At 47.2% G+C, this 13,421-nt stretch carries 11 protein-coding genes and 1 pseudogene; 11 read left to right on the top strand and 1 reads right to left on the bottom strand.

Annotation, left to right across the window (positions count from 1 at the left end):
• From J4614_RS05325 to gapA, 11 genes and pseudogenes are all read left to right on the top strand, one after another.
• Entirely contained in the window at positions 1-816 is an 816-nt protein-coding gene (locus tag J4614_RS05325; protein ID WP_000881544.1) for an energy-coupling factor ABC transporter ATP-binding protein, read from the top strand.
• Positions 813-2,333, top strand: coding sequence for a cobyric acid synthase (locus J4614_RS05320; RefSeq protein WP_000189660.1), 1,521 nt, complete (start codon positions 813-815; stop codon positions 2,331-2,333). The genes J4614_RS05325 and J4614_RS05320 overlap by 4 nt, the downstream gene beginning before the upstream one ends.
• Entirely contained in the window at positions 2,330-2,875 is a 546-nt protein-coding gene (gene cobU / locus J4614_RS05315) for a bifunctional adenosylcobinamide kinase/adenosylcobinamide-phosphate guanylyltransferase (RefSeq protein WP_000973188.1), read from the top strand. The genes J4614_RS05320 and cobU overlap by 4 nt, the downstream gene beginning before the upstream one ends.
• Positions 2,872-3,615: an adenosylcobinamide-GDP ribazoletransferase gene (gene cobS / locus J4614_RS05310; protein WP_000040002.1), complete on the top strand. Its 744-nt coding sequence runs from the start codon at positions 2,872-2,874 to the stop codon at positions 3,613-3,615. The genes cobU and cobS overlap by 4 nt, the downstream gene beginning before the upstream one ends.
• 26 nt (positions 3,616-3,641) lie before the next feature.
• Positions 3,642-4,712: a nicotinate-nucleotide--dimethylbenzimidazole phosphoribosyltransferase gene (gene cobT, locus J4614_RS05305; RefSeq protein ID WP_001193968.1), complete on the top strand. Its 1,071-nt coding sequence runs from the start codon at positions 3,642-3,644 to the stop codon at positions 4,710-4,712.
• 77 nt (positions 4,713-4,789) lie between these two features.
• Positions 4,790-5,719 carry a L,D-transpeptidase gene (gene ldtA / locus J4614_RS05300; protein ID WP_001252827.1) on the top strand — a complete coding sequence of 310 codons (930 nt, stop codon included), beginning with the start codon at positions 4,790-4,792 and terminating at the stop codon, positions 5,717-5,719.
• A gap of 436 nt (positions 5,720-6,155) precedes the next feature.
• Positions 6,156-6,419 (top strand): annotated as a pseudogene (locus J4614_RS05295) (integrase domain-containing protein); the annotation flags it as partial.
• Positions 6,420-6,875: 456 nt separating this feature from the next.
• Positions 6,876-8,258, top strand: a complete 1,383-nt coding sequence (locus J4614_RS05290; RefSeq protein WP_000992186.1) for an aminotransferase class I/II-fold pyridoxal phosphate-dependent enzyme — start codon at positions 6,876-6,878, stop codon at positions 8,256-8,258.
• A 34-nt stretch (positions 8,259-8,292) separates the two neighbouring features.
• On the top strand, positions 8,293-9,789 hold the full coding sequence (locus J4614_RS05285; protein ID WP_023207904.1) for a class I adenylate-forming enzyme family protein: 1,497 nt from the start codon (positions 8,293-8,295) through the stop codon (positions 9,787-9,789).
• A 122-nt stretch (positions 9,790-9,911) separates the two neighbouring features.
• Positions 9,912-10,874 (top strand): DMT family transporter, encoded by a 963-nt coding sequence (locus J4614_RS05280; RefSeq protein WP_001530996.1) that lies wholly within the window; start codon positions 9,912-9,914, stop codon positions 10,872-10,874.
• An 87-nt stretch (positions 10,875-10,961) separates the two neighbouring features.
• Positions 10,962-11,957 (top strand): glyceraldehyde-3-phosphate dehydrogenase, encoded by a 996-nt coding sequence (gapA, locus tag J4614_RS05275; RefSeq protein WP_208293088.1) that lies wholly within the window; start codon positions 10,962-10,964, stop codon positions 11,955-11,957.
• Between the two features lie 149 nt (positions 11,958-12,106).
• Here gapA and J4614_RS05270 read toward each other — a convergent pair whose 3' ends face one another.
• Entirely contained in the window at positions 12,107-12,985 is an 879-nt protein-coding gene (locus J4614_RS05270) for a LysR family transcriptional regulator (RefSeq protein ID WP_000365361.1), read from the bottom strand.
• Positions 12,986-13,421 lie beyond the last annotated feature (436 nt).

Raw genomic sequence — 13,421 nt, 5'->3', positions numbered from 1 at the left:
ATGCTTGCCACTTCAGACCTGTGGTTTCGTTATCAGGATGAGCCGGTACTTAAAGGGTTAAATCTGGATTTTTCGCTTTCGCCTGTTACCGGTTTGGTGGGTGCGAACGGCTGTGGGAAGTCTACGCTTTTTATGAACCTGAGCGGCCTGTTGCGTCCGCAAAAAGGGGCCGTGTTGTGGCAGGGAAAACCGCTGGATTACAGCAAGCGCGGACTACTGGCGCTGCGCCAGCAAGTTGCGACGGTTTTTCAGGACCCTGAACAGCAGATTTTTTATACTGATATCGATAGCGATATTGCGTTTAGTTTACGTAATTTGGGGGTGCCGGAAGCGGAAATCACGCGCCGCGTCGACGAGGCGCTAACGCTGGTTGACGCCCAACATTTTCGCCATCAGCCCATTCAGTGTTTGAGTCATGGGCAAAAAAAACGTGTGGCTATCGCCGGAGCGCTGGTGCTACAGGCGCGCTATCTATTGCTGGATGAACCCACTGCTGGTCTCGATCCCGCAGGGCGCACTCAGATGCTTGCTATCATCAGGCGGATTGTGGCGCAGGGCAATCATGTCATTATCTCCAGCCATGATATCGATCTTATTTATGAAATTAGCGATGCCGTATACGTGTTACGTCAGGGCCAGGTCCTGACGCATGGCGCGCCTGGCGAGGTTTTCGCGTGTACGGAAGCGATGGAACAAGCGGGGCTAACCCAGCCCTGGCTGGTCAAACTTCATACTCAACTGGGACTGCCGCTGTGTAAAACAGAAACGGAGTTTTTTCATCGAATGCAAAAGTGCGCATTCAGGGAGGCGTCATGACACAGGCAGTTATGTTGCAGGGGACGGCATCCGACGTCGGCAAAAGTGTGCTGGCGGCGGGTTTATGCCGCATTTTTTATCAGGATGGTCTGCGTACCGCGCCGTTTAAATCGCAAAATATGGCGCTTAATTCTGGTATTACGCCGGATGGCAAAGAGATGGGGCGGGCGCAGATTTTTCAGGCGGAAGCCGCGGGGATCACGCCAGATGTGCGTATGAATCCGGTGCTGCTCAAACCGACCAGCGATCGCCAGGCGCAGGTCGTGCTGATGGGGAAAGTGGCGACCAATATGGATGCGGTTAGTTACCATGACTATAAACCGCGTTTGCGTGAGCAAATCCTTGCGGTCTATAACAGCCTGGCGCAGGAATATGACGTTATTGTGCTGGAAGGCGCCGGAAGCCCGGCGGAAATCAATCTGCGCGATCGTGATATCGTCAATATGGGAATGGCGGAAATGGCCCAGTGTCCGGTTATTCTGGTGGCGGATATCGACCGGGGCGGCGTATTCGCCGCTATTTATGGCACGCTGGCGCTGTTGCATAAACAGGAGCGTGACAGAGTAAAGGGCGTCATTATCAACAAATTCCGCGGCGACGTGGCACTACTCTATTCCGGTATCGAACAAATCGAATCGCTTACCGGCGTCCCGGTCCTGGGCGTGATGCCGTGGCTGGATGTGGATCTGGAAGATGAGGATGGCGTCGCGCTGCAAAACGATAAATATCGCGGTAACGCCCCCCGTGATATCACTATTGCCATTGTGCAACTGCCACATATTTCTAACTTTACGGATTTTAACGCTCTGGCGGCGCAGCCGGATGTGCGCATACGCTATATTCGCCGCCCGGAAGCATTGACTGACGTTGATCTGGTGATCCTGCCGGGCAGTAAGAATACGCTGAGCGACCTCGCCTGGCTGCGCGAAAGCGGGATGGCGGATGCGGTATTGCAGACACATCGGCAGGGCGTGCCGGTGATGGGAATTTGCGGCGGCTACCAGATGCTGGGCGACACCATTGTGGATGAGGTGGAGTCGGGGCTGGGTACGCAGCCGGGCCTGGGGCTGCTTAATACGATCACTCGCTTTGCACAGGATAAAACCACGACGCAGGTTAACGCGACAATGTCAGACGAGCTGCCCGGCTGGCTGGCTGCCGCAGCGGGGCTACCGGTACGCGGTTATGAAATTCACATGGGGGAAACGGTGCTGCAGGAAGGATGCTGTACGGCCATGACGTTACAGAAAAATGGATGCTCTGTGGCGGATGGTGCGGTCACCGCCGACGGACTGGCGTTTGGCACTTACCTTCACGGCCTGTTTGACAGCGATGCGTTTACCCGTGCGGTGGTCAATGGGTTACGGGCACGAAAAGGGCTTGCGCCGTGGGAAACGACTTTTTGTTATGCGGAGCATAAAGCGCGGCAATTTGATCTGCTGGCGGAAGCGATGCGGCAACATATTGATATTGATAAAATTTATACCATCATGCAACAACATCAGGAGCCGGTATGATGATTCTGGTGACGGGCGGGGCGCGTAGTGGTAAAAGCCGTCATGCTGAAACCTTAATTGGCGATGCGCCGCAGGTACTGTATATCGCCACCTCGCACATTCTTGATGACGAGATGGCGGCGAGAATTCAGCATCATAAAGATGACAGGCCGGCACACTGGCGGACCGCAGAATGCTGGCGGCATCTTGATACGTTGATTACCGCGGATCTTGCCCCTGACGACGCGATTTTACTGGAATGTATTACCACCATGGTGACGAATCTGCTGTTTGCGCTGGGAGGAGAAAACGATCCCGAACAGTGGGATTACGCGGCGATGGAGCGCGCCATTGACGATGAAATTCAGATTTTAATTGCAGCCTGCCAGCGCTGCCCGGCGAAAGTGGTACTGGTGACAAATGAGGTGGGAATGGGGATCGTCCCGGAAAATCGTTTGGCGCGCCATTTTCGTGATATTGCCGGTCGGGTCAACCAACGACTGGCGGCAGCGGCGGATGAGGTCTGGCTGGTGGTCTCAGGTATTGGAGTCAAAATTAAATGAGTAAGCTGTTTTGGGCCATGCTCGCTTTTATTAGCCGCTTGCCCGTGCCATCACGCTGGTCGCAGGGACTGGATTTCGAGCAGTATTCGCGTGGGATCGTGATGTTTCCCTTTATCGGGTTGATTCTGGGGGGCGTAAGCGGCCTGATTTTCATCCTCCTGCAATCCTGGTGCGGTATTCCGCTAGCGGCGTTGTTCTGTATTCTGGCGCTGGCGCTGCTGACCGGTGGTTTTCACCTGGATGGGCTGGCCGATACCTGTGATGGCATTTTTTCCGCGCGCCGCCGTGAGCGAATGCTGGAGATTATGCGCGATAGTCGTCTGGGAACCCATGGCGGGCTGGCGCTTATTTTTGTGCTACTGGCAAAAATTCTGGTGGTCAGCGAACTGGCGTTACGTGGAACGCCAATGTTGGCGGCGCTGGCGGCGGCCTGTGCGGCTGGGCGTGGCAGCGCCGTTTTATTGATGTACCGTCATCGCTACGCCCGTGACGAGGGGCTCGGCAATGTATTTATCGGTAAAGTCAGCGGACGGCAAACCTGCATTACTCTGGGATTGGCGGTAATCGTCGCCACGGTATTACTGCCTGGTATGCAAGGACTGGCCGCAATGGTGGTCACACTCGCGGCGATTTTCATCCTTGGCCAGTTGCTTAAACGTACGCTTGGCGGTCAAACCGGCGATACGCTGGGCGCGGCGATCGAACTTGGCGAACTGATCTTTCTGCTGGCTCTGTTATGAGCCGATTATTACGGACGAGACATCTTATGCAGACACTACACGCTTTACTCCGTGACATTCCTGCGCCGGACGCCGAGGCGATGGCGCGTGCGCAGCAACATATTGACGGCCTGCTCAAACCGCCGGGCAGCCTGGGCAGACTGGAAGCCTTAGCCGTTCAGCTCGCGGGAATGCCGGGGCTTAACGGTACGCCGCAGGTAGGTGAAAAGGCGATGCTGGTGATGTGCGCCGACCATGGCGTCTGGGATGAAGGCGTAGCGGTTTCGCCCAAAATCGTGACGGCGATTCAGGCGGCGAATATGACGCGGGGAACAACCGGCGTATGCGTGCTTGCCGCTCAGGCCGGTGCGAAGGTGCATGTCATTGATGTTGGTATTGATGCTGAACCTATTCCTGGCGTAGTTGATATGCGCGTCGCGCGCGGCTGCGGAAATATTGCCGTTGGCCCGGCGATGAGTCGCTCGCAGGCTGAGGCGCTTTTGCTGGAGGTTTCCCGCTACACCTGCGACCTGGCGCAACGCGGCGTGACCTTATTTGGCGTAGGGGAGCTGGGAATGGCGAACACCACGCCAGCCGCCGCGATGGTCAGCGTTTTTACAGGAAGTGATGCAAAAGAGGTGGTGGGGATTGGCGCGAATCTTCCGCCTTCCCGCATCGATAATAAAGTGGACGTCGTGCGGCGGGCGATTGCGATTAATCAGCCCAATCCGCGCGATGGCATTGATGTGTTGTCGAAGGTGGGTGGTTTCGATCTGGTCGGGATGACCGGCGTGATGCTTGGTGCGGCAAGGTGTGGCTTACCCGTATTGCTGGATGGCTTTCTTTCCTACTCGGCAGCGCTGGCGGCCTGTCAGATTGCGCCTGCGGTGAGACCTTATCTGATCCCGTCGCACTTTTCGGCGGAAAAGGGTGCCCGCATCGCGCTCGCGCATTTGTCTATGGAACCCTATTTGCATATGGCGATGCGGTTAGGTGAAGGAAGCGGCGCGGCGCTGGCGATGCCGATCGTGGAAGCCGCGTGCGCCATGTTCCACAACATGGGGGAGTTGGCGGCCAGTAATATTGTCCTGCCGGAGGGGAACGCAAACGCAACATAACCCGGGCGCACAACACCAGCCATGTGAGAAAAAAGCTATACTTAACGCACACCTGCCGCGACAAAGGAAGGGATATAATGCGTCGTATCACACCTTTTTTTCCGTTTTTCGTCTTGTTGGTAAGCCATTTCTCGCTGGCTATAAGCTATCCGTTGCCGCCCGAAGGCAGTCGTCTGGTAGGACAGCCTGTCACAATCACCGTACCGCAGAACAATACTCAGCCCTTAGAGTCATTTGCCGCCCGCTACGGTCAGGGGCTGAGTAATATGCTTGAAGCGAATCCCGGCGTGGATGTGTTTTTACCTCAGTCTGGTTCCACACTGGTGGTGCCGCAGCAGTTGATTCTGCCTGACACCGTTCGTGAAGGTATTGTGGTAAACGTCGCCGAGATGCGCCTTTATTATTATCCCGCAGGCACGAATACGGTTGAGGTGCTACCTATTGGTATTGGTCAGGCTGGCCGTGAAACGCCGCGCAACTGGGTAACTGCGGTTGAACGCAAACAAGATGGCCCGGTTTGGGTGCCAACGGCTAATACGCGTCGGGAATATGCTAAAGAGGGAAAAACGCTGCCCGCGATGGTGCCTGCGGGGCCGGATAACCCTATGGGGCTATACGCAATATATATCGGCAGGTTATATGCCATCCATGGCACTAATGCTAACTTTGGCATTGGCCTTCGCGTCAGTCAGGGCTGTATCCGTTTACGCAATGACGATATTAAATATTTATTCGACCATGTTCCTGTAGGAACCCGCGTTCAGATTATCGACAGGCCCGTTAAATTTTCGGTAGAGCCGGATGGCAGTCGTTGGCTGGAGGTACACGAACCGCTTTCTCGTAACCGTGCTGAATTTGAGTCAGACAAAAAAGTTCCATTGCCCGTTACGCCAGTGCTGCGCACGTTTATCAAAGGGGATGACGTTGATACTTCGCGGGTTAATGAGGTGCTGGAGCGCCGTTCCGGAATGCCGGTCAACATTAGCGCGGGCAGGTCTGGCCTTTAAATATCCTGCCACATTGCTGGTTTTCATGGGCTGGAGTATCTGTATTAGTAGTGAGTGTCATGGCAGGGGCTTCATTTTCTCAGCGAACCGTGAGGCCCCCGATTAAGCTCAAAGTCATAAATCTTTTCTCCGGCATCGCCGGAGGTTTTTCATATGCGTTTGCAAGGCCCTCTTATCCACCGCGCCGAGTATTCTTTTCGGTCGAAATGATATTTGAGATACCAGAGGCGGGAACCGCCCGGACTGACAAGCAGAAACAGACCGTGAGAAGCGGTCAGTTTAAAGGGGTTATCAGCAGGCTTGATACTGCGGCTTTGTTGCGTTGGTTAAAGACACAGGATGGTCACTCCATTATCGAACTGAAGTGACCCTAAGTTTCGCCGGATGCGCAGGGAAAACCAGATGCGCATCGGGAGAGATCTTCACGCTAACATCTGTCACAGAAAACCATCATGACAGGCTGCTCGATAAACCGGATCTCAGAAGTGCGATGAAATATTGGCACAGGCAGGCGTCATGTATCGATTTAAGGGGCGTGTATTCCCCCATTCGTTACGCTATGCGTGGGCACAGGATGCAATAAACCATTATCTGGCGCAGGGATTCAGCGAGAAAGAGGCGTTGGCGCAGACAGCAATATGACGACGGACGCGGGCGTTATGTGGCACAGGTTTATGGATGGAAAGGGAATGACTATTGATAATGCGGGTATCCGTCCTTTTCTGGCGTAGAGAATTTCTACGTAGAAATTTTTTGCCCCATTTCCTGTTGATTCAGAGCTATTCATCGATTTAACCAATCCAAATCTTTGCAGGGGCACATGGCATCTGTCATCTATTCTTGTTACTGCGTAACAGTTCCAGCGTTAACGCCAGATATCTATCGCATACTTTATCGTCCATAAGCTGCCACAAGAGAGCCTCTACCAGCATGTTGCTCTGGTCCCGAGTGTAGCGACTTTGTGCGGTTATGCTGGTATTAATGCACATATATGAGAGCTTTTTGGGATAAACCCTGCCGACTATATATATGGTCTTAGCGGGTTGTATCAATGGATATCATTTATGCTGATAGCTGAATCAAAAAATACAAATATTCATCCGGGAAAGCTGATGGCATATTGAAGTTGCATATAATATTCTATGAGGAAACTTTAATGAATGCCAAAATTGTTAAAATGAAAGAGAATACACCTGTTCTGGCAGGGCTGAAAAGACTTTGCCATAGGAAAATGTATTCATTCCACGCTTTGCCTATTTCGAGTCATGGTCAGAGTGATATTGTTGGCGATACCAGAGAATTTCTTTCTGAATGTCTGGAGGGGTCAGCAACTGGTGAACTCTTCGATAATTTCTTTTTCCCTCATGGGATTATTGCTGAATCACAAAAATTGACAGCAAAGCTTTATAATGCTGACGCATCATTTTACATCACCAGTGGAACAAGTACATCTAACCAAATAGCGATCACTGCTCTTTTTGAAAAGGGTCAACGCATTTTGATTGATAAAAATTGTCACCAATCAATTCATTTTCATGCACAAGCAATTGGTGCTGAAGTTCGTTACCTTTGTCCTGATTTGCAGACAATGGATCAGGAAATAAGTGCATGGTCATATGCACACTTAGAAAATACACTCTTATCATTACAGAATGAAGGTAAAGGGTGTGATATTGTGATTCTGACAGCACAGTCCTATGAGGGCATCATTTATGATATTCCACAGGTATTGGCCCATCTTTTGTCAGCTGGTGTGCAGGCTCGAAAATTTTTTATTGATGAGGCATGGGGGAGTCTGAATTATTTTAGTGAAGATACGAGACAGCTAACAGCAATGAATATAGACTCATTGCTCGAGTTATATCCTGACCTCGAAGTGATTTGTACACACTCAGCCCATAAATCTCTCTTTTGCCTTCGTCAGGCCTCAATAATTCATTGTCGTGGAAAAAAAGAACTGGCAGAGAAGATAGAAACAGCTAAATATAGAATCCATACAACTTCTCCTAGTTACCCAATACTGGCTTCTTTGGATGCTGCGCAAGCAATGATGTCAGTAAAGGGGGAAATACTTGCTACACATACTCGCGAGTTAGTTCATGAATTTATTATGGGGGTATCTGATATTGCTGGTCTGGGTGAAAAATCGATTTGCAGGGAGGTATTCAATACACATTGGCATATTCAGTATGACCCAACCAAAATTATGATCGATGTCAGCGCGTTAGGGACAGGTCAAGAAATAAAAACATTGCTCAGCGAACATGATATATATCTAAAGAGATTCATCAATAATTTCATTCTTTTGAATTTTCATATTGGTATTAATAGGGAAGCAATCCGCTGTCTTCTTTCTTCGCTAACAAAAATTAGCAAAGATAATAAGAACAATAAAGAAGAGAACGCAGTTGCCAATAAATTCATTATATCTTACCCACCAGGTGTTCCTCTTGTTTTTCCTGGGGATGTTATTAGCAAAGACGTTAGAAATAAAATAAATGAATGTAAACGGAATGGCTGCCTAATTATTGCTGCCTGATTATATAATTTATACTATCTAAGGAATATCTAAAATGATTACTCTTCGCAGACTGAATGAAATAGCCATTACTCGAGGTAATGATATTTGCATTATTGATAAAGAACGACAATATACGTGGTATGATATTATTCACCGTACTGAGTCTCGCATTGTCTTTCTCCGTCGGGCATTTAACCCTGAGCAGTTACGGTCTGTTTGCTATTTATCAAAAAATAGTGTCGATCTAATTTGTTGGTTGGCTGCTTTTGCTACTTTAGGAATTCCTGCAAACGGTCTTGACTACTCATTACCTATTGAGACCTTGAGAGGGTTGCTAATTAAAATTAATCCGGGACTAATGTTAGTCTCTTTTAGCCTTTACTCTCCGGATGAACTCAATAAGTTGCATGTCCGTACTATAACCATGCTGGCAGTCGATGCTCCAACTGATCCAGTTATTGGCAGTATAGGTGAATTTCATCACCCTGAATTGGAAAGTCTACTTGCGACACATATTCCTGCACCATTTCGCTCAGTTTCACTAACTTCAGGAACCAGTTCAGCACCTAAAATCGTATTACGCTACAACTCTTTTGATGCCCGGCGTTTCGACTGGTTTACTCAGCGATTCAACTTCACGCACCACGATGGTTTCCTGCTTATCTTACCCCTTTATCATGCAGCAGGAAATGGCTGGGCAAGGATGTTTATGGGGCTTGGGGCTTCTTTACATTTGGTGGATCAGGATGATGAATCTGCTCTTATTCAGGCACTTTCTCTCAACTCCGTAAAGGCTACAGTGATGACACCTAATCTGGTTTCCCGTCTCACTAAACTCGCCAGTGAAACAGTTTTACATCATTACTTGCGTTGGGTTTTGGTTGGTGGAAGCTATTTTCCAGTAAAAAGCAAAATAGCTGCATATACCCACTTGGGACATATTTTTAACGAGTATTACGGGTGTACCGAAACTGGGGTGAACGTTCTTTCTGAGTCTTCAGATATGTTTGAGTGTCCAGGTAGCGTGGGGAGAGCCTTTGACGGTAATAAAATCAGAATATTGGATGAGGATAATGTACCACTGAAAGCAGGCAATAGGGGAAGAATAGCTGTAGCCAGTTATATGCTTATGGATGAATACGGTGATGGCAGTAGGCCTTTCATTGAAATAGACAGTGAACGCTATTTTTTGATGGCTGACTACGGATATCTTGACGATAATGGACGACTATTCTTGATGAATCGTAATAGTGAAATAAAGTGTGAGCAAGACATTTATCATATTGAGGAACATTTACGTGCACTCCCCTGTATTACAGATGTGGCACTCATACCAATAAGACAACAAAATAAAGATCATATCAGGTGCATATTTAGCGCTAAACATATAAATGAAGATGATGTTTCTTTTATTATGGATGAAATAAAAAATAAAATTAATCATATCGGGGTGACTGATTTCACCGCACATATGGTTGATAAAATACCTTATAGCCCGAGTGGGAAAGTCCGTTTCAGCGAGATAGTCCAAACTCTGACAGCAGCATAAGTATCCGATATCATAATTTCTTATATAGATATCAATATTAACGAATGGCTATTTTTGAAGTGTTGTGAAAATGTAAGATACAACATCCATGATAACTATCTTTTTAATGTAAGGTGAAAAATATGAATTCATATCTGAAAGGGTTACTCTGTTGCTTATTAGCTACAGTGTCATGGGGGGGGATGTTCCCGGTAATGACACATGCTCTAACTTATATTGATCCGTTTAATTTTACTACTTTTCGCTATGGGATTGCGGGTATTGCCTTTGCATTGTTATTGCTATTTCGTGAAGGCCAAAATTCATTCCGGTTAAAAGGAGAGCGCTGGGGGTTGGCTTGGTTGTTTGGTACGCTGGGTTTTGCTGGTTTTGGTTTTCTGGTCTTTCTGGGCCAGTCGCTTGCGGGGCCCGGGGGGGCACTTACTGCATCCATTATGATGGCTACTATGCCGATGTTAGGGCTTCTGACTATCTGGGCTCTGAAGAAAGTACGCCCTCACGCCAGTACTATGTCTTTTATCCTGCTGTCTTTTAGTGGTGTCGTCCTGGTTATTACCAATGGTGATGTCTTTGCCGTCCTTAATTCACCTATTAGCCTTGCTGCAAATCTGCTACTTATCGCTGGAGCATTGTGTTGGGTACTGTATACCATTGGTGGAAGCTATTTTCCGGGCTGGAGCCCGTTACGTTATACAACTATGACCACGCTGTTGGGGATGATTAGTGTTGTATTAATTGATTTGTTTCTGGTTGGATCGGGTGCAATTTCTGTACCGAGTGCAGCGTCGATAATAACTATTGTTCCTCATCTATTTTATATGGCTCTGGTGGCTGGTCTGGTGGCCGTGCTGTGCTGGAATGTTGGTAATCGCATAATTACTCCAACAAATGGTGTGCTCTTTATGGATGTTGTTCCCATTACCGCTTTTATTGTTTCAGCTCTAAATGGCGTTGTGCCAACAAACATGCAAATTATCGGGGCCGTAATCACAGCTATGGCTCTTGTACTCAACAACCTGAACCAACGTAAACTCGCGATGTTGGCAACCCAGGCTAATACCCTGAAGGCATCGACTAGTCACTAATAGAGATATTGCACCTTTTTTTGAAGAGCTGGTGCAATTATAAGTCTACAGATGACATTTTATTTACTGATAAGTAATGGATGAATTATGGCTATTAAAGTAGGTATTAATGGTTTTGGGCGTATCGGTCGCACGGTTTTTCGTGAAGCGCAAAAACGCTCTGATATAGAAATTGTGGCAATTAACGATCTGTTAGATGTTAACTATATGGCGTATATGCTGAAGTATGACTCCACTCATGGTCGCTTTGATGGCACTATTGAAGTAGATAATGGTCAGTTAATTGTTAACGGTAAAATAATCCGTGTTACCACTGAACGCGATCCGAATAACCTGAAATGGGGTGAGATCGGTGTTGATGTTGTTGCTGAAGCAACCGGTATTTTCCTGACCGATGAAACTGCTCGCAAGCATATCACTTCTGGTGCAAGGAAAGTTGTTCTGACTGGTCCGTCAAAAGACAATACTCCAATGTTTGTGAAGGGAGTAAACTTTGACAAGTATAGAGGGCAGGATATTGTTTCGAATACATCATGTACAACTAACTGTTTGGCTCCACTGGCCAAAGTCATCAACGACAACTTTGGAATCATTGAGGGGTTAATGACCACCGTCCACGCAACCACGGCGACCCAGAAAACCGTTGACGGCCCGTCTCATAAAGACTGGCGTGGTGGTCGCGGTGCGGCTCAGAACATCATCCCTTCCTCTACTGGTGCAGCTAAAGCCGTAGGTAAAGTTCTACCGGAACTGAACGGAAAATTGACGGGCATGGCGTTCCGCATTCCGACTCCTAACGTTTCTGTTGTTGATCTGACTGTTCGCCTGGAAAAAGCGGCTTCTTATGAAGATATTAAGAAAGTAATCAAGGCTGCTTCTGAAGGCTCAATGAAAGGCATTCTGGGTTACACTGAAGATGACGTTGTTTCTACAGACTTCAATGGTGAAGTTTGTACTTCCGTGTTCGATGCAAAAGCAAGTATTACTTTGAACGACAACTTCGTAAAACTGGTTTCCTGGTATGATAATGAAACTGGTTACTCAAATAAGGTTCTGGACTTAATCACCCATATTTCCAGATAAGCTAAGATAACCAACGGTTCTAAAAAGGCAGCTTCGGCCGCCTTTTTAGTTCTTATAATATAATTCATATTCCTGAGAGTCAGACTACTTTCTCTTACCCTGGCCTGATGTTGCAATGTTATCTTCAATATGAATTGAAGTTATGATAATCAAGCTGGCACTTGCCAGATATCTTTCACCGTTGCAATTAGTGCAGATAAGACAGAAGATTTCTCTTTTTCACGATCCCAAAGGAAACAAAGCTGGCTCACTGTCTTTTCTCCCGGCCAGATATAAATCTCCTCATTATCCTGAAGAGCTAGAGCGATATCTTCTCTCATCAGAGTTATCCCTGCTCCCATTGCTACCAATTCAGCTAGCGTTTTTTCCTGATCAACTATAATGGATGCCTTTACAGTGACATCATGTCGTTCAAAGAAAGACTTTGTTATAGCAGTAAAGGAGCATTTTTCTGGGGTAGCAATCCAGGGTAACTCCTGTAGTTGCTCCCAACCTGCTTTTTCAAGCTGGGATTTCCAGGCCCATGGACCTACAAGGCAGAGCGTTACAGAAGAAACAGGAATAATCCCTAACTGAGAGTCATTAACTTCCCCAATGACAAAGCCAGCATCGAGCTTACCGTTCTTAATGTCTTCAATAATATACCCCGAAATATTCTGCTGGATCGTCAAACTGACATTCTGGTGCCGCAGCCGTAGTTGTGATAGTACTAATGGTAGATTAAGGATTACTGGAACTGAAATAGTGCCTAAGGCACAGTTCTCTATATTATGAAGTGTACGGGCTTTATTTACAAATTTGTTTGCGGCATCAAGTGCAAGACGTGCTTCATCTCTCATGATGAGACCTGTAGAGGTCAGCTCCATGCCTCTGGGGGTGCGTTTGAATAGCTTTACATTGAACTCGGTTTCAAGTTGCTTTATATGGGCGCTTACCGCTGGTTGACTTAGGTAGAGAAGTCCTGCTGCGCGAGTCAGGCTGGCGGTTTCCGCAACGGTAACAAATGTTTTAAGCTGGTTAAGATCCATTGTATCCTCCGTTCGAATCGGCAGGAAAAATTACTGCTTCTTATTAATATGGATTTTATAGTAATCTTTATTTATCGGCTTTCCTATATCTTCGTTAAAATTTATATAACCATTTGAATTTGTTAAAAAATAGTGTCTAATGACTTGGGTGATGCAATACGCAATCGTTTAATTCGATCGTTTCCTTAGATCGTCGCTTATATATTTATATGATTTATATTTTATATAGTTTATATTTTCTGTGATTAAATAAATCACATGTATTTATTTAAAGTTATAGAGAAGACCAGATTTTAGGCAGATCTCATTCCTCTCTAATATTGGGTGTAATCTGGTGCAAAAAAACCGTATTGATAGATAAACACCTGAAAATATTCTACCAGAATAATTTTAGGCATCTACTGACTAATTTATACGAGAATAATTGGCGAAGGCT

It is taken from the genome of Salmonella sp. 32031103-2018-00083-FB-01-SM-01 (assembly GCF_017571995.1).
Lineage (GTDB): Bacteria > Pseudomonadota > Gammaproteobacteria > Enterobacterales > Enterobacteriaceae > Salmonella > Salmonella enterica.
Note: the sequence above shows the minus strand (reverse complement) of the source record. Positions and strands in the feature narration are given on the sequence as shown.